Source organism: [Brevibacterium] flavum (genome assembly GCF_019317305.1).
In the GTDB taxonomy this organism is placed as follows: Bacteria; Actinomycetota; Actinomycetes; order Mycobacteriales; family Mycobacteriaceae; genus Corynebacterium; species Corynebacterium glutamicum.
The window spans coordinates 889,858-915,175 of record NZ_CP079240.1 but is presented as its reverse complement, the minus strand read 5'-3'; the positions used below and the strand labels follow the sequence as shown (position 1 = coordinate 915,175).

Genomic DNA, 25,318 nt, shown 5'->3' with positions numbered 1-25,318 from the left:
GTTTAAATGTACGTTACTCCCAGATTTTCCACAAATCTGCAGGTCGAAGCACTTTCCGCTCGATTCAAGCTCGAATAACCCGAGAAAAAAGAAAAAGCCGACATCAAATGTCGGCTGATTTCTCTTCATTTAGTGGTAGCAAGCAATCTTGCCGTGTGGTCCTTCAATAACTTCGATCTCTGTATTGAAGATTTCTGAAAGGATCTCGTTTTTCATGATCTGTTCAGGTGTTCCCTCTTTTTCGATCATTCCGTGCTTTACGGCCACGATGTAATCGGCGTAGCGGGCGGCGAAGTTGATGTCGTGAAGAACCACGATGATGGTGCGGCCAAATTGGGCTGCAGCATTCTCGAGGTGTTTCATCATTTCCACCGAGTGTGCGATATCAAGATTGTTGAGGGGTTCGTCGAGAAGCACGTAGTCCGTCTCTTGGCACAGCACCATGGCGACATAGGCGCGCTGGCGCTGGCCGCCGGAAAGCTGGTCGAGGTAGCGGTCTTCGAGTTCGGTGAGGTTGAAGAAGTCGATGTAGCGGGAGATGATTCCCTCGTCTTCTTCCGTCAGCCGGCCCTTGCTATATGGGAAGCGTCCGAAACCTACGAGCTGGCGCACGGTCAGCTTGGTAACAAAGTGGTTTTCCTGGCGCAGGATGGAGATGATCTTGGCCAGATCTTTGGATGCGGTTGAGGTGACATCGTAGGAGGCTACGGTGATGTTGCCGTCATCGATGCCGAGGAGTCGACCGATCATGGTGAGCAGTGTTGACTTGCCTGCACCGTTTGGGCCGACCAACGCGGTGATGCCGCCGGCTGGGATCTCAAGGTTGACGGGGCCGATGGCAACGTCGCTGGAGTATTCCTTGCGGACATTGGTTAACGTAATCACAGTCTGCCCTTTCTGAGGATGACGATGAGGAAGACGGTACCGCCGACCATCTCAATAATGATGGACACGACGCCTTGTGCGCGGAACACGTGGTTCATAACAAAGTAAGCGCCGCTGAGTACGACGAATCCGATGAGTGCGGACATCGGAAGGATGTATCGGTGATCGTAAGTGTCGGCGAATTGATATGCCAAGGTCGCGACCAAGAATCCGAGGAATGTCATCGGTCCGACAAGTGCGGTGGATACTGCCATTAATACAGAGACGAGAACCAGTGTGTAAATGGAGGATCGTCGGTGATTAATTCCAAGGTTGGTTGCGGCATCTTTGCCAAGGCCTACAACGTTGAGGCGTCGAGAGCTTAGCAGCAACAAGACGGACGCCACTACTACTAGTGGAACAGCAATTGGGAAGTATTCGGTTTCCGCGTTGTTTACTGATCCGAAAAGTCGGGCGGAAAGAATATCGAATTCTGATGGGGTCAGAATGCGCTGCATAAAGGTGGAGATAGAGCCGAGTCCGCCACCAATGATGATGCCGACAAGCAGCATGGCGTGCATATCGCCGCGTTTTCCGGAAAGCAACCAGGTGTAGAGGACCAAGGTCAAAAGAACCATGATCACCAGCTGGCCGACAAACATTTCGAGATTTCTGGTGGCCAGCAGTGCAGTTGCGCCGAAGAAGAACACTGTGGAGGTATGAATCAGTGTGTAGAGAGATTCAAAGCCCATGATCGACGGCGTGATAATGCGGTTGTTGGTGACGGTCTGGAACGCAACCGTCGCAAAGCCTTGGCAAACCGCAACAATCAGCATGACAAAGACCGACTCCATGCGTCGTTCTGCAATCAGCGCGAAGGCCGGATGCCCAACGGGCATCGGGTTCTTGTACCAAATGAGGCCCCAGGTGAAGGCAAGCGCGGTGACCAGCAGCGCGGCCATGATGATCCAGTAGCGGCGCTTGGCGCGCGCTGTTTGGAATGCACCTGAGGTGCGTCGTTTGCTCGGCGCTGATGCTAGTTCGACATCGGTGCGTCCCTCGACCGTTGCTGATTCCTCCATAGTTTCCCATCGAGAAAGGTCTGAGGTGCGGTTTTCAATATCTTTATCCACGGCCACGTTGCCTCACAATCATGATCACGAAGACCACTGCGCCGATGATGCCCAGGATTACTGAAACTGGAATTTCGAAAGGCGCGATGATGGTTCGGCTGATCAAGTCACAAATGGTTACGATCGCGATGCCGGTTAGGCATACCCATGGCAGGTTCGAGCGCAGGTCATCGCCACGGAACATGGACACAACGTTGGGCACGATGAGTCCGAGGAATGGCAGGCTACCAACCACGACGGTGACCACACCTGTTGCGATGGCGATGAGGCCAGTTCCGATAAGGACCATGCGGTTGTAATTGAGACCCACGTTTGTCGCGATTTCCTCGCCAAGGCCAGCTACGGTGAGCCGGTCTGCGAAGAAGAACACTGCAATAACGACGATGACAACGATCCACAGCACTTCGTACTGTCCGCGGAACACTGTATTAAAGGAACCCGCAAACCATGTTCCCAATTGCTGGAGCATGTCGAATTGCAAGGCGAAGAAGCTGGAGATCGATGACACCACGGCACCGAGCATGATGCCGATAATCGGGACGATCAATGAGGAACGCAGTGTTACTCGGCGTAGAAAAAGGAAGAACACCATGGTTCCGATGAAGGAAAACACCACGGCACCGAGCATGCGATCCAAAACGGTCGCGGCTGGCACGAAGTAAATCACGAAGAGGAGGCCAAGACCTGCCCATTCGGTTGTTCCTGTGGTACTGGGTTCCACGAATTTGTTTTGGGTCAACAGCTGCATGACTAAGCCACACATCGCCATTGCTGCACCGGACAAAATGAGGGAAACAGTACGCGGGATGCGAACTGCCTCGAACATCAGTTGGCCATCATCGCCACCGAAAATGTCGTATTGGCCGGTGAGGAGGGAAAGCACCACGAGGCCGGCGACGAAAATGATGCCGATGAGAAGCTTCCAATCAAAAAGCTTGGCTCTGGTGCGTTTGAGACGTGGTTCGGAAGTGGGAGCCGATGCTGGTGTTGCCATCAGTGCCGATCCCCTTCCCTGTTAAACCGATTGTGTGTCATGTGTGGAACCTGGTTTCCTACAGTTTTTAACTAACGAGAACTTGCGGCCAAAACGAGGTCTTGGTTCTCAATTCAAAATATTTATTTAAGACAAGTAAAAAGGCTGCCTTGTTCTTTACAAGACAGCCTTTCATATTAGAGCCTAACCTAAGAAATTTTTACGCATAAAACTTTGCGCATTACTTAGGTGTCAGTGTGGGATCGATCCTCTACTGAGCTGCCTTCTCGAACATATCTGCCATGCCGTTGAGGATCTCGGTGTAGGTGATGATGTTTTCGTTGGTGTAGGTATCTGCAGGTGCGTAGTAAACGTATCCGTCGGTGACAGCCTTGACGTTTGCCAGTGCTTCATTGTCGGAGACGATCTGCTCTGCTGGAACGTAATCAGCTTCGTTGCGGGTGCTGGTGCCACCATCGCGGTCCATGACTAGGATCAGGTCTGGGTTTGCAGCTGCGATTGCTTCGACGTTAATGTCGTCACCCTCGTGGTCGGAGGATGCGTTGTCAACCTCGAGCGCTGGGGTGAGTCCAACCAAGTCGAAGATTGGGCCGTAGGTGCGTCCAACGGAAGGAGCGATGTAGCCAATGTTTCCGCCGGAAACGTTAACTGCCATGACGGTCTGGTCGGAGATTGCTGCGTATGCGGTCTTTGCGCGCTCAAGCGCGGACTCGAAATCAGCAACGATCTTTGCAGCATCTTCTTCTTCGCCGAAGATCTCACCGAGGATTTCAGCCTGGCGGATAAGCTCCTGGTCAAGTGGCTCGCCATCGCGTGGGTCCAGCTCAACGACGGTTGCGTCAGGGTTCAGGGCAACGATGTCATCGTAGTACTGAGCGAAGCGCTGGCCGTTGATGATCAGGGAAGGCTGTGCAGCAGCAAGTGCTTCCAGGTCTGGCTCGCGGTGGGAGCCAAGGTTAGCGACGCCACCCTCTTCGGTGTAGCCCGTAACGGTAAATGGAACCAGCTGAAGTGGAGCTGCAACGAGCTCTACACCCCAGCGATCAAGCAGTTCGAATGCGCGGTTGTCGGTCGCAGCGACGCCCTCGATTGGCAGGGAGATCTCTTCGGTGCCGTGGTTGTCTTCGATAGTCAGGGTGCTAGCTGCAGCGGTTGACTCTGCAGCGGAAGAAGACTCGGAAGAAGTGCTGTCGGTGGAAGAGCAGCCAACGAGCGCCAGGGCAGCAACAGTTGCGATTGAAACTAGCTTGAATCGGTTTTTCACCATGTCGTCCTTTAAAGGTCTATAAAAATAATCCACCAAAACTGCCAGAGTATTCCCAGAATTTTAGTGAGGTTAGGTTACCTAAAGATGAAAGTTAACACAGCTAGTTAACCAAGCCAAACCTTTGCGACTTAAGACACATATTTTCGTTGCATACGCGCAGGTCTTAGCTAACCCCGTCACCCCGCATAAATTTATGAAGGGCATTACGCTTTCTGTAGCGAAAACCTGTCTAATTTGGCACTTTCTGTATAGCTAGCCTGTGAACTTCGGCGCACAGCACAAGAAATCAAGCCAAAAGACTTAAGATTAATCGTCAGTCAACAAACGTTTTCCCACCCGGAGGTCTCCCCGTGTCTACCGAAATCCACAACGCCCCACCCAAGGCCCCAACTTGGCTTGGCTGGGTGCTCATGATCGGCGGAATAATCGGCCTCATTTTGTCGGTGATCATCATGGCCGAAAAACTTGCCATCCTCGAGGATCCCGGCCACATCACCAGCTGCGATTTCAATGCAGTCCTAGCTTGTGGCGATGTCATGCGTTCCGGCCAAGCTAACGCGTTCGGCATCCCGAATCCGCTCATCGGCATCGCCGGTTTCGCCGCTGTCGCCATCATCGGCGCCGGCATCCTCGCGGGCGGCAGGTTCCGCGGTTGGTTCTGGTTCGGCGCCCAGGCCGGACTCACTTTTGCCATGATGTTCTGCCACTGGCTCGCCTACCAATCCATGTCCGTCATCCGCGCGCTCTGCCCTTACTGCATGGGCGTGTGGACCGTATCGATCATCATGTTCGTGCTGGTCACTGCATGGAATGTGAAAACTTTCAGCGGCTCCGACAGCACGTTCGTCAACGCACTGTACAAATACAAGTGGGTCATCGCGATCGTCTGGCTGCTGCTCATCGCAGCCGCAGCTGTGTGGTCATTCCGCTACATGTTCTAGGCATTTAAGGCTTTCAGGCCGGCGCAACCTTTGCGGTTGTGCCGGTCTTTTTTGCTTGTCGACGCCCACCCCCACGTCTAAGTTTTCCCCTATTTACACACACCTGACCGAAGCTGTAAGGTTTGCCTAATCTTTTTCAATCTAAAGTCAGGATATTCACAGCCCATGTCATCTCGCAGGAAACTCTCCTCCGCACTGATCGTGCTTCTCGCAGCAGCACTACCTCTTACTGCTTGTTCCTCCAGCTCAGAAGAGGAAACATCCACCAGCTCTGCGACTCGCGAATTCACAGACGTTCACGGAACAACCGAAGTTCCTGAAAATCCTCAGCGCGTCGTTGTCCTCGAGCCACTTGAGCTAGACACCGCAATCGCCCTCGGAATCACCCCAGTGGGTGCAGCTGTCGCCAACAACGTCACTGGTATTCCTGCATATCTCGGCGTCGATGGAATCGAGCCTGTCGGCACCGTTTCTGAGCCAAATATCGAAGCGATCGCTGCTCTCGAGCCCGACCTGATCCTGGGCACCGATTCCCGCCACGCCGAAATCTACGACCGCCTCGAATCCATCGCCCCAACCGTCTTCATGACAACCCATGTTGATCCGTGGAAAGACAATGTCGTCTTCATCGGCGATGCATTGGGCAAGAAGCAGGAATCCGAGGATCTCATCCAAGGCTTTAACGACAAGTGCGAAGAGATCAAGTCCGAGCATGATGTCGAAGGTAAGACCGTCAACATGATTCGTCCCCGCGACGAGCAAACCATGAGCCTATACGGCCCGACCTCATTTGCCGGCAGCTCTTTGGAGTGCGCAGGACTCACCATTCCTGATCAGGAATGGAAGGATGGCCTCCAGGCCGACATCGCTCCTGAGAACTTCATGCTCGCCACCGCCGACTATGTCTTTGTCACCGCAACTGATGTCACTGATGAAAACGAGCTCCCCGAAGTAATCCGCGAAAACCGCGAGCAGTTCCCATCACTCACCCTTGTCGATACCAGCTACTGGGTATCCGGCGTTGGTCCACTTGGCGGCAGCAAGGTCTTGGAAGACATCGATGCCTTCCTCGACGCACAGCAATAATGTCCACAGCTCTCCCCGATCAGCTCAAGTGGGAATACAGTGCCTTCCCCGTGCAGATCTCGCAGAAGCAACGGCTTAGTCCCGGCTTCATGCGGATCACCGTCACTGGTGACAAGCTCCGATTCTTTGGCCAGTGGGGTTTGGACCAACGCATCAAACTGATCATTCCAAGCCCGGCTGGGAACATCCCAGATTTCGGAATCCTCGACGAACCCACTCCCCCACCGACAACGTGGCTTCCTCGTGCTAAGTCTTTTCCAGCGGACCAACGACCGATCTTGCGCACCTACACCCCATCTGCGGTCCGACCCGAACTATGCGAAGTAGACATTGATATCTATCTTCACAACCCTTCGGGACCAGTATCCAGATGGGCAAAGAACTGCAGTGTTGACGATGAACTAATCATCACCGGCCCTGACGTACGCGCAGGAGAAACCTGCTACGGAATCACCTATCATCCGACTTCTGCGATCGATCGCCTCTGTCTCATCGGCGATTGTGCATCAGCTCCCGCGATCGCAAATATCGTCAATCAATCAAAAGTACCTACTACGGTTTTCCTCCACGTAGACAGCCTAGAAGATGATGTATTGATCGCCGATAGCTCCACCAAGCTCACTTTCGAAGACATCGACGCTTACAAAGCAAAGGTCTTCCAATGGGCTTCAGCCAATGCAGCAGATCCTTCAGTACACTTCTGGATCGCCGGTGAAACTAGCATGGTGCGCTTCATCCGCAAAGAACTAATCAACAGCTACCGAGTTGATTCCTCACGAATCACTTTCCTCGGCTACTGGAAATACGGCCGACGAACCGTAGACTAGCTTTCAGATTCAGACCCCAGAACGCCAAAACCCTCTTCAACAAAAGTTGAAGAGGGTTTTGGAATCTTAGTAGCGGGGGCAGGATTCGAACCTACGACCTCTGGGTTATGAGCCCAGCGAGCTACCGAGCTGCTCCACCCCGCGACGCTATGTATTGCTACATATGTTGAAACAACATGCTTTCACTGTTTGCTTCGATGATCACTGTACACCCATTATTATTTTTTACCAATTATTGGCGAATTCCCAGTGGAAAACCGAGGTTCCGGGTTCAATTCCCACAGCTCCGCAACACAACTAGCATGGATAGTAGCCACATTCTCTTCAAGATAATCGCTAAGAAAACCTGTCTCTACGACGGACACCTAGCCGTTTGATGCTCACCGAGCAACTTTTTCGGCACCAGGTAGGGATAGACAGGGCGCTTCAGTCGGCGCACAATGCGACAATTCGAGCCAATCCGAACTTACCCGCCTTTCCTTGTACCCCATGGTGCATTAGACCACAAGATATCCCGATTTTGACCAAATCTTACTGGCGAATGTACGCATAGGAAGACATTTTCCCCTTTTATGAGAATGAAAAACAAAGAAACCCCACACCAGATGGTGTGGAGAACTTCGTTTCGGTGGAGCTGCCGGGGACTCACCCCGATAACCTCATACTTGCTGGTCAGACACACAACCACAGACCACCCAAAACAGTCTGTACGCAATGTGTGCGTAATACGTGCGGTAAACGTACGTTACCGACCACCTACCAGCAAGAGGAACATAATGCCGAACATCACCCCACAACCCAACCCGCACCCTCGAGGATCCCGGGAATGGATCGAACACGAGGACGCTTACTTTCGCCAATGGAGGGAATCAGGCGAGTTTGATCAATTCCTCCACACCATTGCAGCCGTAGCCCGTGATGAAGCTAAGCGAGGTGCGTAACCAATGAGCACCCTGCACGCGCCTGCACCGTACCGGCTCACCCCTATTGGGTGGATTGTTGCTAATGAGCACGCCCCCGTTGATTACGTGCCCACAGACCTCACAGACACGCTCAAGGTCACGGACACCATCACCGGCAAGTCATTTACCTGCACCCCGGGAAGCTTCATGCAGGCCGCCGAACAGCTCCCCACCCCGTGGTTCAACGAGTGGCACAACGTGCGAGAGCTTCAAGAACTCCTCACCACCAACCCCACGGATCCACGCATTGAAGATCTATGTTGGCTCCTGTGTGTTGAAATTGCCCCGGTGGAGGTCAACCAATGAGCACCCAACACCACCCGGCGCGCCATGAAGCCCCCACCACACCTAACAGACCGCGCCTAATCCACACCGTGCACCACGTCGAGCCAAACGGTACGACACACACCATGTGTGGGCAAACGTTCACCGCTAAGAGCGGCACCAAAGACCACAACACCATTGCGTGTGTTGTATGTGAAGCTGCCTGCATTGTTATGGACGTGCAACCATGACACTGCCTAAAGACGATCAACCAGATAACTACCAGGGATCCCACCACCGAACACACATAAGGTGGCTTGCTTTGGATCCGTGGAACCTCATTGCACACCTATGGATACCGAACGATAAGCGCGCCGGGAACTTCTACGTGGGCACGTACTGCACCGGCGGTAATTACCGTGATCTTGTTGACCTGAAAGGCTTCAAACTGCACGGCGATTTAAAGGGCTTCATCGTGGGCTCTAACACCGGCTTCACAGTAGGGGCACTTAACACCCGTGGGCATGCCTTAACGCTTAACGGTGACCCGTTGGAGCTCTGCCCGGCGTGCATGACAATGGCACTTACCCAAGCTGAAATGCAGGGGCAGAACAAATACCCAATCAAGGGACTAATCGCGGCAATGGATCAACAGCCCGCTAACACCATCGTGGAAAGGGAAAACAAATGAGCAAGACAATTAGGTGCGAGCGCTGCAATAGGCGTTACCGCAATCAAGGGGATTGGAACGTTGAACTAAAAGGCGGTCTGCCCGTGTTCTATCTCTGCCCGGCATGTCAGACACCAGAGGAAAACACCCAAGCCGTGATCCATGAAGCAACCCTGAACTATCACCACACCGCCGGCGGTCTTATCTACGGAACACCCAAAGTGGACTAGGCACCATCTAAGTGTGTGAAAAAGCAAACAACCACCCCGGGGCTTACACATATTAAGCCCCGACGTGGTTATGCCGTACATGGTACAAGAACCCGCCGAAATCTTAGAGCGGTGCCCCTCCTGACCCCACCCTTTTTGGCACAGTCAGAACATTTTTTACACGCGGCCTAAAAGTCCGCTCGAGCTGCACAAACAGCACACAGGCACCGCTACTTTCTTCCATTTTTGGAATAAAGGCTTACCCAGTTTTTGCCACCCCGTTTTACCTACCGCGATTGACCCCTAATGCGTGAATAACAAGGGGGCACTGCTCACCACAGTGTCTGGCCGTTTGAGGGCGACGTATAACCCCTATCCACACAACTGCACCCGGTAAAGGCGAACTAGGGCGGGAACAGGGTGGTACCTGTAAGTAGCGGTGTGTGGAATAACCCAGTCTCGGGGCATGCGAGTAATACCCGTAGCCCGTGCACGTAGCCATGTTGTGGCTATCTCTATACCTATGGCCGACCTACCGACCAACGGAATGAAGTCTTATAAAGTCCCCCTGCACCCATATTGTCAGGGGTACCTCTGCCCTGAGCGCTCCCAAACACTCCCGTCCGGAATGGATCCCGGCGCGCCTGAACACCCGTTAGCGCGCCGGGCGTTGTCATTTACATTGAAAATAAACCTGCGTTACGATCTTCGTAATGTAGGCTCACGACTCACAACCAGCCTGCACAAGGGGCATGGGCAACCATGTGGAAGATGACCATGGTTGGAACAGTCTTTTTGACGGCTCCGGCAATAAGGGCTGATTCTTAACATCAACCCTTACGACCAGGCCGCGCCCTGTGGGGCAGACGAAAACCCCGGATCCGGGGATACGCGCTCTAGCCTGTGGGTGGCACTGCGTTGTGCTCTTCACAACGGAGACCCAGCTTATACATGCTCTGTGCCTGTGGGTGGGCAAAAACCTACAAATGTCGATTTTTGCCCACCCGAAGATCGCACAGTATCTACCGTGAGAGGTGGTAAAAAACCAGCAAATGTTGATTTTTTACCACCCCGAACCGCTTCTACAGTTGGGTGACACTGAAACCAGCCGCTAATGGCGGATCCGCCAATACGTGCTCTGTGCCTGTGGGTGCGGAAAAACGGGAAATTCCCGAAAATGCCCACCCCACCCTGTCAACAACACCCCCGAACCTGCTCCCGTGGGGCAGACGAAAACCCCGGATCCGGGGATACGTGCTCTAGCCCGTGGCGGCACTTAGCGGACTTGGGTCTGCTAACAGCCCCACGTATACGTGCTCAATTGCCTGTGGGTGGCACTTCTGAAGATCTTCAGAATTCAACTGGCCGTACATACGTGCCTTGCGCCCGTGGGTGACACGCTCCTGGGCAACCGTCCGCATTTTGCCCACAGATACGTGCCTTGCGCCCGTGGGTGACACTTTTCTTGTCGCTATTTAAAACTTTTAAATAGTATACGTGCCTTGCGCCCGTGGGTGACACACTAACCAACCTGCAGGGGGCACAAGGGAACCCGCTCAATTTAGAGCACCTAGCCTTAACCGAACTGCACGCGGCACTAAGCAAAAGGGTTACATCTTAAATGCAACCCTTGCCAGTGGATCCCCTAAAAGGTTCACGTTTTAAACGCGCCCCCAAACCTCTCGAGCACAAGCCGCGCCGGGAACACCGCTTAGATCAGATCCGCGACATTCCACAATCACACCCCACAGAACAGCCCAAAGACACGCCTATGCAGCACCAACACCGCCAACAGCTACACCACTCCCGAAAACACTAGACCCGTACATAGCGATAGCGCCTATACCCTCGGGCGAACCTGGAACGACTCCCAGAGGGGTTAGCCCCCCACCCCACAGGCTGTTAAAGCCCCGTCCGGCATGTTCCACAATGCGAGCACCACACACGCTTAGAAACATGCCCCTAGCTTCACGGACATAGCGTTAAGCCCCGATAGTGCAGAAATGCCAGACTATGGCAGACAATGGCAGACAATGAGCGCTAACGCCCTCCGCGAACGATTACACCGGCTTAAGGGGTACTCCCCCTAGGTGGTAGGAAAAACCGGCGGGAGGATCTACTGCGTCATTTGACGCAGCACTCCCCCTAGGTGGTAGGGAAAACTCCCTAAAGACACTAAATACATAGTCATATAAATAGATAATTAACGTCACAGTGACACAACAAACATGAACCCATACAACACCCCATTAATGCAGGTCACCCCAAAAGTTTTGACCACCCTGAAGAATTCTTTCACGCTAGCAAAAAAGGGGCGGGGCGAGGTCACTAACCCCACCAAGAAAACAGCCAGCACCCCACCAGAGAGAGAAGCCCAGACTCAGGCAAAAAGGGGAGGGTCTAGGCTGCCAACCCCACCAAGAAAACAGGCACCCCGCACACGTAGAGAGTGGCAATAAGCGAAGATCTTCGTTTATCGGACTCGACCCCCCGCGCGCGTAGAGAGTGACAACCATGGTCAAGATGACCATGGTTGGAGCCGCCACCACTCCCGCGCGTGTAGAGAGTGACTTAACGCCAACGGGGGCTTGTTTTAACCAGAGAAGTTTGAGCGGCACCACCCCCTTTGATTGATCTGCCCTTATCTCTCTCCCTAAGCCCCTGTAACCTCCCGGCGCGTGTTGAAGTAAGCACCTATCCCGCTAAGTGTCTCAATAGGGCTTAGGCCATGTGAGACATTCTTAGCCGTTGGGACGTACCTACGGAATTAATGCATATAGAGAGTTGGGCAAAGGGGGGAGGTGTTGCGCATGCCCGCCGGGAACCCTCCCCAGGTGGTGACATTTACACCACGTGGCGCGCCGGGTAGTCGCTTAAGTTAATCGTTGTGGCGTGCTCTGCAAGGACGTGTGCAAGGGACTGTGCGAGCCTATAGGCGTGAAACTCTTCTTGTGGGTAGTGCCGTTGTAGGTCTGCGGTGAGGTAGGCGGTGAGCCGTTCTAAAGGGGTGGTGTTGTAGTCCGGTGAAGTGGTGTAAAAGTCCATGCCGTTGTTGTCGTTCATTGGGCACCTTTGTGGTTTTAGTGTTTGGTTCGGGGGTAGTTTGATTATTGTTTTTTAGTTGTTATCGGTAGGACGTTTTTTCTTTTACTTTTCGGAGAGCGTCCTACACCGTCCTACAGTCCTACGCTGGTCAGGTGGGTTAAATTCCGTCCTACATGCGTCCTACATGCCCTAAAAAAGTCCTACGGTAGGACGGTGTAGGACTCCGGTAGGACGGTGCCCACCCCGTTTGACCTGCGGTAGGACGGTAGGACGGTAGGACGGTTGTTCAAAACAACTCGCCCCACCGACACAAATTAACGGGGGTACTTATCACCCCGCTCGAGTGAATCTAAAACACTCTCCCCTTTCTCATCTGCCACATAAATAGGGGCAACAATATCCCGGTGAATCAACGCCATGAGAGCGGAATTAGCTGCACCACGGACGTTTGATTTAACGCCCTGTAAGAAACCCCCGCGCCCTCTCCACTGTGCCCGCTTACTGTCTTTCAACGAGTCAATAATCTTGCCCTCCATTCGCCCTTGTCGCTTACTCTCGAGAGTGTCCTTAGCTTGCTCTTGAACGTCTAACCGGTCTACCTGTTCATCAACGCGGCGATCTGTTAAGTGTCGTTGGCAATAGCTCTGCACCTTGTCGGAGTAGTCCATAAGCGCCCCGGCGCGCCCCCAATCATCAAGGGAGACGTGAGCGCGTGAACTAAGCAATGCGAGCCCACAGGCAAGCTTTAAGCGTGTTTGGTTCCTATGCCCGGCGAACTCCCCAATCTGACCAGTTTTAACCCTGAGTCGCCTAGCTAAGATTGTTGCTCTGACAATATCCTCATGGAACGTGAACCCCTTACCCCCAAGCAACTGTTGAGGGATCACCACCGGCAAACATGAAGCGGCCTGCATGTGGCTGTCTAGCTTGCCCGTGTATGCGCTAACTAGGTTGTCTATGCATTCGTCTGAAACGTCCATACTTGGGTTGACAGTTTCAGTCCACACGAAGCGGTGCTTTAAACCATCGTCACCACCATTAAGCAACACGCCCGCGCTATCTGGCTGCACACCTACCCATAGGCCAGCCGTGTAACTGTTCGCTTCAACGTAAATGGTTTCAGACTTGTTGGTGGCTCCAAGGGCGTTACCTGAGTACATGTTGACGATTGCACCCCTTAGAGTGCTTCCTGTTCTGCCCATGAGTGCACCTAGCTGGTTAACCTCTGACATGCCGAACAGCACCGGATCCGATACTGTTTGCTCTTTCTCTGGTCGTAGGGTGGTGTAAATGCCCTCACCTGAGCCCAAAGGCAAGTGCTTTGGTTTGCGCTGCACTTCCACCGTTGAAACTGAGAGAGCTTTACTTACAGCCGTCATGAGTAAGTCTTTACCGCCACCGGGCTTAGCGACAACGGCAATGAATAGGTTCGGGGATCCTCTGCCTACACCTGCATTGAATGTTGCGTTACCCGGCAAGCATGTTGAGACGTACAGGGCGGACGCAATGAGGAACGGAATAGGGGCTAGGGAGTTTTCCCGCGCATAATCCCTAATTGCGGTTACCGCTGCACCTGCACCGCTAAAAACATCTTGTTCGAGCTGTTCCCACTCTTTGACGGTAAGAGCACTCTCGAGCGTTGTGGGTGCCTGTTCTTTAACCTCTGCCCGTTCCACATATGCCACACCCTCAACAGGCGCCGGGGCAAGCTTTACTTCATCAAACATTGCCATTTACGCCACGTCCTTACGTTGCGCACTAGCTATTGCCTGGCGTGCTTCACGCTCTGAAAGACCACACACTAACGCCGCTGCAACGAGTTCTTCATCAAGGCCTAAGCCCTCCTCCGCATTACGACATGCAGCCCAATACAAGGTGCTGTTCCTCTGCCCCTCCGGTGCACGCTCCACAGTCTCAACGAGACCACCACCGGTGTTATTACCCTCCCGGCGCGCCTGCATGCTCTGTGTGGGGCGTGGGGTTGGTTTGTACACGTACTCGTTGAGCCATGTGGGAAGTACTGCAATGTCTGCCCACCAGGAAATTGTGTAGCGCTCCCCAGTGGTGGGGTGAATGCTAGGGGGCATAACGAGGTATCCGGTATGTGTTTTAAGGTCTATCCCTTTGCCTAGCTCTCCACGTATCGCGCCCTCATGTGGGAGCCGGTACCAAAAATGGTGCCCACCTGAACCAGTGCGTACAAGAAGTGTTTCCGGTAGCTCCCGGTACCTTGTGAGTGCTTCCCATGTTTCGTGACCACCGTTACGAGGATCAATATCAATGACCACAACACCCTTAGGCGGGGTGGCTCCGATGTTCGCGCCGGGGTAGGTTCCCCACCATGCGTTGATCTGCTCGAGGTTGGTGGTGAAGTCTTTAAACCCGTGTGGTGTCATGGGAATTTTGCCGTTGAGGATCCCCACTTTCAGGCCGTGGCGTGCATAACGATTAGCTGCAACATGTAACCATTGGTGTTGTGGGATTGTTTCAATCTCACCCGCCCATGTACGCCATACCTCTTGGGGTGCGCTGTTTGGGGAACATGGGTTATTGTTGGGGTGTACCTCTTGCTGAGATACTGCCCCCATGTGAGTCGTGGGGGCTTTACTCATTGCTGCCACCACCTTTAACAACATGCATGCCGCGCCGGGGATCCCCATTAGGCTTATCGAGCTCGGTTGTTAAATACCAATCACCAGGGGATCCGATAGCGCGTTCAACGTATACGCAGTTGCCGTTGGAGTAGTACACAGGCCGCATGAGTTCACCATCTTGATAGTGATATGCCCCAACCTCTGCACACATGGTTGTGAGCTCCCCAGCGATACCGTACAACGCGCTCATAACGTCGTTGAGTGGATCCGGTAAGTATTCTTCACCGTCGATCATCTCGAGCCCGTATGACTCCGCTAGGTGCTCATGAACCCAATCAAGAGTGTTTCTAAGCTGTTCGCGGGTATAGGTAAGCGCGTCTTGTGGTGTGTATTTGGTGCCCATGATTATGCAGCACCGCCCCACTGGTTAGTTGAGTTCGCCTTAATAAGCGCGTCTAGGGACTCAACAGAGACACGCATAGCCCTTGGGGTGAGGTAGGTAGCCTGCAGGTCACCGGTAGCGATTAGGCGGCGGATTGTCTTAGTGGAGCAATCCATATGCAGCGCGGCGTTAGCGACGGTGAGCCACTTACTGCGATTAGCGGTTTTATTCATGATGTTTTCCTTTCTTGGAAACAGAAAAACCCGGCACCTGAAAACAAGTGTCGGGTTGCTAGTGCATGGAAGTATTTAGTTTTTTTCAAAGGAACACAGGCATGTGTTACAAGACACACCTATTTTTAGGCATAAAAAAACCCCACTCACTTTTGAGTAGGGTTAGTAAAATTTGCCTGTTCTTCTATTCCGGCTGATGTAACACCAGGTTCACGGCTATAGGCTGCCGCTGCTACGCATTATACACACTTTTGTTAGCTGCAGGTCACAGTAGTCCCAACTAGGGGCTTCAAGACCTACCGCTACTGCACGTTGCCCGGCGCGCCGGGAGCTAGTGAACTATTAACTTTGTCCATAAGGCTTGTTGTACGCCCTGCACGGACTTTCATATACACATTCAAGATTGTTTGAACATCGTCTTGCCCCAACAACTGCCCAATCTCTTTCAAGTGCGCGCCCTGTTCGGCAAGGCGTGTAATCAACCAGTTACGCCCACAGTGGGGGTCAATCTCTGTGGTAACGCCGGCTCGAGTCTCTGCACGGACTAACACCTCTCTATAGCTGGTATCCATGACCATTTTCCCGTTGCGAGTAGCCGTTAACAGCTTCACCTCTCGAGGTCTGTCTAACGTCTCAACGGTTGTCGTGGTGGTGGGTGCAAACTCTTTTAAGTGCCGTAAAAAATCGGGAACATGTTGCGGCATGATTGGTACATCTCTATAGCCCGCTTCTGTTTTAGGGGGCTGCACCATCATGTATATTTTGCCGTCATCGTCTCTCACCCGTTGGGCGTTTTGTTCCACCTGCACCACCACACGCGGCACACTCTCACCCGGTTGTTCTTCAACATGCACGTGGCGTTGCTCGAGGGCGATAGCTTCACCAATCCTTAGCCCATGAAACAGCATGAGAGAGGTCAGCACCCTGTATTGCTCTGGCACGTGGGCATAAATCGCGTTGAGCTCTTCATCAGAGGGTAGGTACTTTTCCTTAGGGGTAACTTTCTTACCAGCTTCCCTAATCTCCACGGGATTAAAGGGGATCATTTCGCGCCGGGTAGCTTCATCACACGCCGCTTTAAGTCGCTTATAGGCCTGTTGGTTAATGGTGTGAGCTGTTGGGTAAGCGCGCTGCAGGCCGTCCCACCATCGGTACACGTCGTTCTTAGTCAGTTTCACTAGCTGAATATCGGCAAGGCGTGTTACGTCTGCTTCTTTATCTCCCGGCGCGAGAGGATCCGTAATCCGGTTACTAGTCACGCGACGGTAGTTCTGCATTGTGGACGGGCGCGGGGGCTTAGGACGGTGCTCTAAGTTCTCATGGAACGTGTCTAGCCACTGTGCGACAGTGACACTACTTTGTATGTCTTGGGCGTTACGTTGTTGCGGTGGCACCCACACGACATAGCCTAAGTTGTGCTGTTCGATCAGGGCTTCTTCTTTGGCAAGCCAGAGTTCGGCCTGCTTTGCCGTGGCAAATGATTTACCGGGAGAGTGTCGTTTGCCGTCAGGGGCGGTGAATGCGACTGTGAAGCGCGCCCCTTTTTGTCTGATACTGCCAAACCTACGTTTCAAGGCTGGTTTCCTTTTTCGTGCCATGAGCTGGTTGTCCTTTGCGGTACGTACCCAATCCGTCCGCAACATGTGCGCGATAAAAGTATATATGAGTCCCCAACAGTCCATACGTGTGTTACGCTGAAACATAGTTTGACCAGTAAGAAACAGCAAAACCCCCGGTCAGTAACGACCAGGGGAATTGCAAACAGTGGAGCTGCCGGGAATTGAACCCGGGTCCTACGTCACCTCGCCAGGGCTTCTCCGTGCGCAGTTCGCGCAAAGATCTCTGCTTGGCCCTCCGGCTAGGACGAACACTTCCGGATGATGAGCCCAGTCAACGGTAAAAGTCCTGTTCAACCCCGCTGACGCGATTGAACAGCAAGTCCCTTAGTCGATGCCAGGATCTAGGTCAGGGACTTCCCTAGGCTGACAGACACGCGGTCGCTTGCTTATGCAGCGAGGGCGTAGTCGCGCTGAGACTTCTCGGCGCTTATTGGTTTGCTGCGACGCTTACGGTGGTCTCCAGCCTTCACCGGCACGCTTCCCCTGGCTAAATCAACGTAGTCGAAACCATGTCAGCCCCATTGATTCTTACTGATTCCTGTGGTGGGCTCGTGCGAGTTCCACAAGATGGTTCATCATAACTTAAGTTTGCAACTATTTGCAAGGAGTTATTTCTTTAGCCACTTGGCTAGAACAATGGCGTGGTTGTGGTCGCGGTCGGCAGCACCGTAGAGGAGGGTTACGGGGTGGCGGGAGGTGGCGTCGACAAGCGTCTCTAGGTCTTTGTCGTTGCTGGCGTTGAGCTCTTCGGTGTAACGGGTGCTGAATTCGGAGAATTTAGCTGGGTCGTGGCCGAACCATTTTCGGAGTTCGGTTGTGGGGGCGACGCCTTTGAGCCAGAGGTCTGGCTCAAGGTCGTCTTTTTTCACACCGCGTGGCCAGAGCCGATCCACCAAAATGGTGGTTCCGTAGGTTTTTTCACCTTTGAGGACGTCGTGGACTTTTGCGATGTGAATACTCATTTACGCGTTGATTCCCTTAATGCGACGGCCGAGCTCACGGGTGACTTCGCGTTCTTCGGTGCGACGCTTGATATCTTGGCGCTTGTCGTAATCCTGCTTACCTTGTGCGAGTCCGAGTTCGAGTTTGACGCGACCGTTTTTGAGGTAAAGCTTGAGCGGAACCAACGTGCGGTTGCCGTCGCGGACTTTACCCATCAGGGAATCAATCTCGTTGCGGTGCAGCAAAAGTTTGCGGGTGCGCTTGGGCGTGTGGTTTGTCCAGGAGCCCATGGAATACTGCGGGATGTGGAGATGCTGAAGCCAGATTTCTCCGTTATCAATGGTGGCAAAGGAATCCACGAGGGATACCTTACCTTCGCGCAGTGATTTGATTTCGGTGCCTAAGAGCACCACGCCCGCCTCCCACGTATCAATGATGTGGTAGTCATGGCGGGCCTTGCGATTGGTCGCGAGAACTGAGTTGTTTTCGTCGACTTTCTTTTTCTTCTTGGCCATAGTCGTTCTAAGTCTACGGCAAGGAGTTCAATAGTCTTATTTCCTCACGTAGAAGCGCAGGGTGAGTTGTGCGATAATGCCGGCGATCACCACGCCAATGCCGGAAATTATCGGTGCTACCAGCCAAATATCTGTGGTGGTAACTGGTGCGATGAGCTGGGAATCGTAGAGTCCGCGGAGTGCTTTATCAATGACGAGTTCTTTACCCAAGAAGAGCGCGCCGACGGCGAAAACCGCACCAATGAGGGTGGATAGAATCGCTTCGAAGACGAATGGTCCCTGAGTGTAGAACCGCGATGCGCCGACGATGCGCATGATTTCAGTTTCTTCACGACGATTGAAGGCAGCGATTTGCACCATGTTGGCAATCAGGAAGATCGATGCCAAAACTTGCACAGCCGCGATGAGGAAGGTGGCGTTGCGGATGGAGTCAAGGTTTTCGGTTGCTCCGCGCAGATCATCCACCTGGTCGATCACGTTGCTTACTTGAGGAAGATCGCGGACCGGATCGAGAATCTCAACGGCAAGTGGATCTTCAAGTCGGACGTGGAACGCTGCTGGCAATGCGTCGGGAGAGGTTTCAGCGACGAGAACTGGGTCAGTATCTTTGAAAACTTCTACGAATCGTTCGTAGGAGGCCTCGCGGGAACGGTAGGTGATGGAATCGATGCCGTCGAGTCCTTCTAAGACATCGCGAACTTCGGTGCAGGACTCCGCGGTGCATTCGGGATCGTTGGCAGAGGTGTCCTCATCGAGTTGGATCATCACTTCGACGCGATCCAGGTAGATGTCCTTGGTGCGGTCGGTCATGTTGGTCACCAAAAATCCAGTGGCAAGAAGTGCCAAGGAAATAGAGGTGGTGATGATGAGCGCGATGGTCATGGTGACGTTGCGACCCATGCCGCGAACAGCTTCACGCAGTACATATCCAAAAGCCATGTGAAGTACTCCCCTATCGCATTTCGCCGTAGACGCCGTGGGCATCATCGCGGACTAGTTTGCCCAATTGCAGTTCGATTACTCGCCTGCGCATGTCGTCGACAGTTCGGGCGTTGTGGGTGGACATGACCACCGTGGTGCCGAGGCGATTGATGCGGTTGAGCAAAATCATGATCTCATCGGAGGTATCGGGGTCGAGGTTGCCGGTTGGTTCATCGGCAAGCAAGACGAGTGGGCGGTTCACGAAAGCTCGGGCGATGGCCACGCGCTGCTGCTCACCACCGGATAGTTCGTTGGGCATGCGGTTGGCTTTTCCGGCAAGGCCAACCATTTCCAGAGTTTCGGGGACAAGTTCTTGAATCTTGTCCTTCTTCTTCCCGATGACCTCCAATGCGAATGCGACGTTGTCGTAGACATTCTTGTTTTTTAAGAGTCGGAAATCTTGGAACACATATCCGATGCGTTGGCGCAGTTTGTTTACTTGCGTGCCGCGAAGTTTGTTCACCTGAAAATCAGCCAGTGTCAGCGATCCGGAGCTGACGTTTTCCTCCCGCGTCATCAGGCGCAGGAAGGTTGATTTTCCGGAGCCGGATGGGCCGATGAGGAACACGAACTCGCCTTTTTCAATGTGTAGGGACACATTGTCTAATGCAGGGCGGGTTGATGTCTTGTAGTTCTTGGTGACGTTCTCGAAGGTGATCACGGGTCACACTTTAGCGAAACTCCTGTGGCTAAAGAAACGGAAGTGACTACCCTGAGTGCTCAGAGGAGAACTCAACGACAAATAACCGGTAATTCTTAAGAAATCGCCAGATTCTGCCAGAAAACCAACCTTTATTCCGCCGACTGGCTCTCAGCCATTCGCCAGCGAATACCTGCTTCCAAAAGGCCATCGATATCGCCGTCAAGGACTTTTTGCGGATCGTTGACTTCAAAGTTGGTGCGCAGATCCTTCACCATTTGATAAGGGTGCAGCACGTAGGAACGCATTTGGTTGCCCCAGGATGCATTTCCTCCAGCTCCGAGGGCATCCATTTCGGCGCGTTCTTCCTGGCGTTTACGCTCAAGCAGTTTTGCCTGGAGAACACGCATCGCGGATGCCTTGTTTTGGATCTGTGATTTCTCGTTTTGGCAGGTCACCACGATGCCGGTTGGGATGTGGGTCAGGCGCACGGCAGAGTCGGTGGTGTTCACGGACTGACCACCTGGGCCGGAGGAGCGGTAGACATCGACGCGAACATCGGCATCAGGGATGTCGATGGAGTCCACTTTTTCCACCACGGGAAGAACTTCTACCTCGGCGAAGGAGGTTTGGCGCCTGCCCTGGTTATCAAAAGGACTGATGCGCACGAGGCGGTGTGCGCCTTGCTCCACGGAGAGCTGGCCGTACATGTAGTCGCCGTGGACCACGAAGGTGGCGGATTTGATGCCGGCTTCTTCGGCGTAGGAAATATCGTAAATATCTACTTTGTGGCCGTTCTTTTCCGCCCAGCGGGTGTACATGCGCATGAGCATTTCAGCCCAGTCCGCAGCATCGACACCACCGGCACCGGATCGAATATTGATCACTGCCTCGCGAGCATCATATTCACCCGACAGCATGGTCTTTACTTCCAACGCATCGATCAGAGAACGCAGATCGGCGAGTTCTTCTTCCGCGATGGAGGTATCGCCGTCTTCTTCCTCTGCGAGTTCCACCATGATGGGCAGATCTTCGATGCGCTGGCGCAGATCGGTAATTTTGCGCAGCTCCGCCTGGACGTGGGACAGCTCAGAGGTGACTTGCTGTGCATGGTCAGGGTCATCCCACAGAGACGGGTCAGCTGCTTGAGCTTCAAGTTCTCTGACTCGGTCAGACATCTCTTGCGGGTTCAGCACTTTTTCAATGGTTGTCAGCGTGCTGTCTAGCTCGGAGAGTTCTGCAGAAAATTCGGGACGCATGATTGCACATATTACCCGCACCGATTGTGATTCTTAGAACGCCACCTTATTCAGCACACTTGGCCGACGGCATGCACAATGGAAGGCATGACTAATCCAGAGCAGACACATCCCGCTGCAAGCCTCGAAGACATGATCAAAACCATCACAAAGACCTTCGTGATTGCTCACGATCAGGATTCTGATGAGCATCTTGCGCAGGCACTGGTGTACAACGCTGGACGTTTGGCATGGCGCATGCGCGAAAACGGTGTGGATACGGATTACAAGACTTCTGTGTCTGATGTGGTCACGGATGCCGATCGTGCGGCCGAGGCCTTCGTCGCAGGCGTTCTTGAAGCGTTGCGGCCTGAGGACGGCGTGCTTGGCGAGGAAGGCGCGGACCGGGCGTCGAAAAGCGGAAAAACCTGGGTCATCGACCCGGTTGATGGCACCTACAACTTCACCCAGGGCTCAGATTATTGGTGCTCGGCGCTCGCGCTGGTCGAGGGCGATCCATCCGCGCCATCGCGCGTGCTTTTCGGCGCCGTACACCGCCCAGCCATGGGTTATACGTGGTTCGGTGGCCCGGGAATCCGCACCACGCTCGACGGCAAGGAGCTAGATTTGCTTGTCGACGCCCCCCTCAATCAAATCTCCCTGGCCACCTACATCCACCCGTCACGCATCGCGGAACCTGATATTCAAAAGGCGTGGATGAGCGTTGCCACCCACCCTGCAACGCTGCGCATGTTCGGCGCCGGCTCCATCGATTTGGCCAACATCGCCGACGGCAGCATCGGCGCATGGGTGCAGCACAGCGTCGCAGATTGGGACTGGATACCCGGCCGCGCACTCATCGAAGGCGTCGGCGGAGCATGCATCAAAGTGACCGCCGGCGGCGTCGAATGGTCCGTTGCAGGAAACGCGGAAGCAGTTAGTGAGATCTCCGAAACTTTAAGCGCACTAGACTAACAACACATGAGCAAATATGCAGACGATTTAGCCTTAGCCCTCGAACTCGCCGAACTTGCCGATTCCATCACCCTCGACCGCTTCGAAGCCTCTGACCTGGAAGTATCCTCCAAGCCAGACATGACTCCCGTCAGCGATGCCGACCTGGCGACCGAAGAAGCACTCCGTGAGAAAATCGCCACCGCCCGCCCCGCCGACTCCATCCTCGGTGAAGAATTCGGTGGCGACGTAGAATTCAGCGGCCGCCAGTGGATCATCGACCCCATCGACGGCACCAAAAACTACGTCCGTGGCGTCCCCATCTGGGCAACACTCATCGCGCTGCTCGACAACGGCAAGCCCGTCGCAGGTGTCATCTCCGCACCCGCACTGGCTAGGCGTTGGTGGGCATCCGAAGGGGCTGGCGCATGGCGCACCTTCAACGGCAGCTCCCCGCGCAAGCTGTCCGTGTCCCAGGTGTCCAAGCTTGACGACGCCTCCCTCTCCTTCTCCTCCCTCTCCGGCTGGGCTGAACGAGACTTACGCGATAAGTTCGTCTCCCTAACTGATACCACCTGGCGACTCCGAGGCTACGGCGACTTCTTCTCCTACTGCCTCGTCGCCGAAGGTGCTGTCGATATCGCAGCCGAACCAGAAGTCAGCCTCTGGGATCTCGCTCCCCTATCAATTCTGGTTACTGAGGCCGGCGGAAAATTCACCTCGCTAGCGGGTGTCGATGGCCCACACGGTGGTGACGCGGTAGCCACCAACGGCATCCTGCACGATGAGACCCTGGATCGTTTGAAATAGACTCCCGGGTTTTGCTTGGTTTTCCGGATACCGTCCTATTTGACCGACGTCTGGGGTGGGGTGGATCTTTCGGCCACCTGGTCGAATTTTCCTCAACCCCACTACCCAGAAAGTACAAAGAGCACAGGAGCCGTTTTATAAGGATCAAATTTCTCAGAGAGGTATAATTGAAGCATTTCAGCCTCTTATATACGATCCTGAGAGGACCCTGATTCTAGAGTTCCAGATAGTAATTGCAGGCTGACTGTCATATCTGACCAAAACCGACCCCGCCAATCCGAGTCTTGGCCTCCAACGTATATTTCGGCTCCGAATATGTCTGAACATCCCAATAATATCGACAATACGATATATTTTTATGCATGCCTCTCGAAAATAATTCGAATCTTCAAAAGATTGAAGGTTACGTCTCAAAAATCACCAAAAAAACGGCAACAAAGTCACTAACGATTCCTTAAGTTCTGGGGCGTGCGACACCAAAATGGAACGCTGGAAGAGCTAGTAAAAGAACCGCGTCTAGTTAAAAGCCCATCAAAACTCAATTCATTTGCGACTTCAGTAATAGGTGACGTCACTAAATCAATTAACCTAAAAGGGCGTCAATCACCTGTTTGAAGTAGTGATTCCTAGATCTATAAATAACTGGAAAGAACGCAGAGCTGAAAAAAAGACGCACAGAAGCTACACACATAGCTACATCGTCAGCACCAAAGCCGGAACAAGAACTACAGCAACCGACGACACTCAACGAGCGCGACCTCCAAGACATGATTGATATGTGCACCACTCCTCGACAAGAGATCATGATCCGCGAGCAATTTAAGGAGATCAACAACGGTAGGGTTGTACCTCATTACGATCAGCTTGAACAGCTCGCAGAGATTTTTTCAACTAAAGACTCAATCGACATGGTCAACGAGATACTCAATCGCGATACGGATTTTCTCAGTAATGAAGGCACAATTTTTATGGAATACATTTTCAACGGTGGATTCCATACGGACAACGGCTATCAACCGTTGTCCTATGCATATGTTGAACGAGCCTTAGCGATCCGCCCTCCACGCATAGTGCTCTAGATATGACACAAATCGGTATTCACGCAGACAACACCCCGTACTGCATAAATTCAGTACGGGGTGTTGTTTTCAGGATTGAAAAAGACTTACGCGACACTAAACTACATCGCTACTCTCATCAACAAGGGTGTGCTGCACTGGTGAAAATCCTCAATAGTCTGCAAGATGAGAAGTCCTTTAATCGCAACCATGTCTATCTCAAGGCCACATGGTTGGACCACGATTGAGATCGCTCCGTCACTTGCACGCGTCAATCCAACCTGACCTTCAACGTCAGCAGTGATCCACACGCTACTTGCGACAATGAAGAAAAGTACTCTCGTCAACTATTCGTGAGCTTTCAAGGCTACCTACATAGATTTGATCTGTCCTCAACCCCTGAACATCCCTAACATACGCTGACACCTGTGAGGTTTGAGTACTCTCACCCTCGACATGCGCATTAACGATGATGAGTGCATCAGGATCTGTTGGCAGGCCGTCACCTGCTATAATTGCCCAGCTCGGGTCTAAGTTTTCAGGATCTACTATGAAAGGATCAGTACGACCGTCGGGATCACTCAATTGAAGATACACCGGGTTTGCTTGGGGTGGTTGATCCTGTGGCATTGGGCCGGCCATGTCTACTGTATCAATAGGCAACCCACATGGTTGTACACGAACAATGAGATCACCTGCTTCAGATACTGAAAAACCAGCGCGCCCTTTGACATTAATGTCTCCCAAATAATTGCCGCATCCTGAAACAGTCAGGCCGCAGATTACTAAGGCTGCCAAAGTCTTGATTCGTCGTTCCTTCATCATAACTCCGTCTTCGTTGCACCCATCAGCAAAGAAAGGTACAGCGTTGTTTGGCTTTCACCCTGGTAGATAAGATCCACTTCTAGCTCAAAATAGCATCTGATAACTACGAAAGTGCTATCAGGGATGCAGAGAGGTCTAAGCTTTATTAGCTCATACACTAGGCACATCGTGAGATGGACTATCGCAACAGGTTGTAGATCTCTGAATTCAGCATGAATCAATTGTCTTTCGATGCCATTATCGCGTGAGGTTTCCGGCTCAGAAA

General features: G+C 53.0%; 26 protein-coding genes, 1 tRNA gene and 1 other RNA gene. 10 read left to right on the top strand and 18 right to left on the bottom strand.

The features are described 5' to 3' along the window. Nucleotides 1-129 precede the first annotated feature (129 nt). From KW808_RS04440 to KW808_RS04425, 4 genes are all read right to left on the bottom strand, one after another. Complete coding sequence (locus KW808_RS04440) at nucleotides 130-885, bottom strand: iron ABC transporter ATP-binding protein (RefSeq protein ID WP_003863477.1); 756 nt, start codon at nucleotides 883-885, stop codon at nucleotides 130-132. Then, the gene (locus KW808_RS04435; RefSeq protein ID WP_003863478.1) at nucleotides 882-1,997 is read right to left on the bottom strand and encodes an iron chelate uptake ABC transporter family permease subunit; all 1,116 of its coding nucleotides are present in this window, start codon (nucleotides 1,995-1,997) and stop codon (nucleotides 882-884) included. The genes KW808_RS04440 and KW808_RS04435 overlap by 4 nt, the downstream gene beginning before the upstream one ends. Continuing rightward, the gene (locus tag KW808_RS04430; protein WP_003863480.1) at nucleotides 1,990-2,991 is read right to left on the bottom strand and encodes an ABC transporter permease; all 1,002 of its coding nucleotides are present in this window, start codon (nucleotides 2,989-2,991) and stop codon (nucleotides 1,990-1,992) included. The genes KW808_RS04435 and KW808_RS04430 overlap by 8 nt, the downstream gene beginning before the upstream one ends. A gap of 250 nt (nucleotides 2,992-3,241) precedes the next feature. Further along, on the bottom strand, nucleotides 3,242-4,258 hold the full coding sequence (locus KW808_RS04425) for a siderophore ABC transporter substrate-binding protein (protein ID WP_003863482.1): 1,017 nt from the start codon (nucleotides 4,256-4,258) through the stop codon (nucleotides 3,242-3,244). A 350-nt stretch (nucleotides 4,259-4,608) separates the two neighbouring features. On the opposite strand from KW808_RS04425, the gene KW808_RS04420 reads away from it, so the two are divergent. From KW808_RS04420 to KW808_RS04410, 3 genes are all read left to right on the top strand, one after another. Continuing rightward, nucleotides 4,609-5,199 carry a vitamin K epoxide reductase family protein gene (locus tag KW808_RS04420; protein ID WP_003858024.1) on the top strand — a complete coding sequence of 197 codons (591 nt, stop codon included), beginning with the start codon at nucleotides 4,609-4,611 and terminating at the stop codon, nucleotides 5,197-5,199. 165 nt (nucleotides 5,200-5,364) lie between these two features. Continuing rightward, the gene (locus KW808_RS04415) at nucleotides 5,365-6,285 is read left to right on the top strand and encodes an iron-siderophore ABC transporter substrate-binding protein (protein ID WP_003863486.1); all 921 of its coding nucleotides are present in this window, start codon (nucleotides 5,365-5,367) and stop codon (nucleotides 6,283-6,285) included. Then, nucleotides 6,285-7,112, top strand: coding sequence for a siderophore-interacting protein (locus tag KW808_RS04410; protein WP_003863489.1), 828 nt, complete (start codon nucleotides 6,285-6,287; stop codon nucleotides 7,110-7,112). Before KW808_RS04415 ends, KW808_RS04410 begins: the two co-directional genes overlap by 1 nt. A 70-nt stretch (nucleotides 7,113-7,182) precedes the next feature. Here the strand turns inward: KW808_RS04410 and KW808_RS04405 are convergent. Beyond that, nucleotides 7,183-7,256 (bottom strand) — tRNA-Met (locus KW808_RS04405). A gap of 632 nt (nucleotides 7,257-7,888) precedes the next feature. On the opposite strand from KW808_RS04405, the gene KW808_RS04400 reads away from it, so the two are divergent. From KW808_RS04400 to KW808_RS04385, 4 genes are all read left to right on the top strand, one after another. Further along, complete coding sequence (locus tag KW808_RS04400) at nucleotides 7,889-8,053, top strand: hypothetical protein (protein ID WP_003863492.1); 165 nt, start codon at nucleotides 7,889-7,891, stop codon at nucleotides 8,051-8,053. Nucleotides 8,054-8,056: 3 nt separating this feature from the next. Beyond that, on the top strand, nucleotides 8,057-8,380 hold the full coding sequence (locus KW808_RS04395) for a hypothetical protein (protein WP_003863493.1): 324 nt from the start codon (nucleotides 8,057-8,059) through the stop codon (nucleotides 8,378-8,380). A gap of 280 nt (nucleotides 8,381-8,660) precedes the next feature. Then, complete coding sequence (locus tag KW808_RS04390; protein ID WP_155268198.1) at nucleotides 8,661-9,029, top strand: hypothetical protein; 369 nt, start codon at nucleotides 8,661-8,663, stop codon at nucleotides 9,027-9,029. Beyond that, complete coding sequence (locus KW808_RS04385; RefSeq protein ID WP_003863496.1) at nucleotides 9,026-9,238, top strand: hypothetical protein; 213 nt, start codon at nucleotides 9,026-9,028, stop codon at nucleotides 9,236-9,238. The genes KW808_RS04390 and KW808_RS04385 overlap by 4 nt, the downstream gene beginning before the upstream one ends. Before the next feature lie 2,823 nt (nucleotides 9,239-12,061). Here the strand turns inward: KW808_RS04385 and KW808_RS04380 are convergent. From KW808_RS04380 to prfB, 12 genes are all read right to left on the bottom strand, one after another. Next, nucleotides 12,062-12,280, bottom strand: a complete 219-nt coding sequence (locus KW808_RS04380; RefSeq protein ID WP_003863497.1) for a hypothetical protein — start codon at nucleotides 12,278-12,280, stop codon at nucleotides 12,062-12,064. 296 nt (nucleotides 12,281-12,576) lie between these two features. After that, a complete protein-coding gene (locus KW808_RS04375; RefSeq protein WP_003863498.1) occupies nucleotides 12,577-13,995 on the bottom strand; it encodes a hypothetical protein in 1,419 nt (472 codons plus the stop codon). After that, nucleotides 13,996-14,874 carry a bifunctional DNA primase/polymerase gene (locus KW808_RS04370; protein ID WP_003863499.1) on the bottom strand — a complete coding sequence of 293 codons (879 nt, stop codon included), beginning with the start codon at nucleotides 14,872-14,874 and terminating at the stop codon, nucleotides 13,996-13,998. Further along, nucleotides 14,867-15,259: a hypothetical protein gene (locus KW808_RS04365; protein ID WP_003863500.1), complete on the bottom strand. Its 393-nt coding sequence runs from the start codon at nucleotides 15,257-15,259 to the stop codon at nucleotides 14,867-14,869. The genes KW808_RS04370 and KW808_RS04365 overlap by 8 nt, the downstream gene beginning before the upstream one ends. Nucleotides 15,260-15,261: 2 nt before the next feature. After that, complete coding sequence (locus KW808_RS04360; RefSeq protein ID WP_003863501.1) at nucleotides 15,262-15,471, bottom strand: helix-turn-helix domain-containing protein; 210 nt, start codon at nucleotides 15,469-15,471, stop codon at nucleotides 15,262-15,264. 302 nt (nucleotides 15,472-15,773) lie between these two features. Further along, entirely contained in the window at nucleotides 15,774-17,069 is a 1,296-nt protein-coding gene (locus tag KW808_RS04355; RefSeq protein WP_003863503.1) for a tyrosine-type recombinase/integrase, read from the bottom strand. A gap of 164 nt (nucleotides 17,070-17,233) precedes the next feature. Continuing rightward, nucleotides 17,234-17,610: a transfer-messenger RNA gene (ssrA, locus tag KW808_RS04350) on the bottom strand. Nucleotides 17,611-17,698: 88 nt separating this feature from the next. Continuing rightward, a complete protein-coding gene (locus KW808_RS04345) occupies nucleotides 17,699-18,052 on the bottom strand; it encodes a DUF488 domain-containing protein (RefSeq protein WP_003863504.1) in 354 nt (117 codons plus the stop codon). Next, complete coding sequence (gene smpB / locus KW808_RS04340; protein WP_003858084.1) at nucleotides 18,053-18,547, bottom strand: SsrA-binding protein SmpB; 495 nt, start codon at nucleotides 18,545-18,547, stop codon at nucleotides 18,053-18,055. A gap of 36 nt (nucleotides 18,548-18,583) precedes the next feature. Next, a complete protein-coding gene (gene ftsX, locus KW808_RS04335) occupies nucleotides 18,584-19,486 on the bottom strand; it encodes a permease-like cell division protein FtsX (RefSeq protein ID WP_003858086.1) in 903 nt (300 codons plus the stop codon). A 13-nt stretch (nucleotides 19,487-19,499) separates the two neighbouring features. Further along, nucleotides 19,500-20,189 (bottom strand): cell division ATP-binding protein FtsE, encoded by a 690-nt coding sequence (ftsE, locus tag KW808_RS04330; RefSeq protein ID WP_003858089.1) that lies wholly within the window; start codon nucleotides 20,187-20,189, stop codon nucleotides 19,500-19,502. Nucleotides 20,190-20,320: 131 nt separating this feature from the next. Next, nucleotides 20,321-21,427, bottom strand: a complete 1,107-nt coding sequence (gene prfB, locus KW808_RS04325; RefSeq protein ID WP_003863507.1) for a peptide chain release factor 2 — start codon at nucleotides 21,425-21,427, stop codon at nucleotides 20,321-20,323. A 78-nt stretch (nucleotides 21,428-21,505) separates the two neighbouring features. Between prfB and KW808_RS04320 the strand changes: the two genes are divergently transcribed. From KW808_RS04320 to KW808_RS04310, 3 genes are all read left to right on the top strand, one after another. After that, the gene (locus KW808_RS04320; RefSeq protein ID WP_034983606.1) at nucleotides 21,506-22,381 is read left to right on the top strand and encodes an inositol monophosphatase family protein; all 876 of its coding nucleotides are present in this window, start codon (nucleotides 21,506-21,508) and stop codon (nucleotides 22,379-22,381) included. 6 nt (nucleotides 22,382-22,387) lie between these two features. Beyond that, a complete protein-coding gene (gene hisN / locus KW808_RS04315) occupies nucleotides 22,388-23,170 on the top strand; it encodes a histidinol-phosphatase (RefSeq protein WP_003863511.1) in 783 nt (260 codons plus the stop codon). A gap of 767 nt (nucleotides 23,171-23,937) precedes the next feature. After that, nucleotides 23,938-24,249 (top strand): hypothetical protein, encoded by a 312-nt coding sequence (locus tag KW808_RS04310; RefSeq protein WP_003863513.1) that lies wholly within the window; start codon nucleotides 23,938-23,940, stop codon nucleotides 24,247-24,249. A gap of 291 nt (nucleotides 24,250-24,540) precedes the next feature. On the opposite strand, the gene KW808_RS04305 is transcribed toward KW808_RS04310, so the two are convergent. Next, nucleotides 24,541-25,053 carry a hypothetical protein gene (locus KW808_RS04305; protein ID WP_003863517.1) on the bottom strand — a complete coding sequence of 171 codons (513 nt, stop codon included), beginning with the start codon at nucleotides 25,051-25,053 and terminating at the stop codon, nucleotides 24,541-24,543. Nucleotides 25,054-25,318 lie beyond the last annotated feature (265 nt).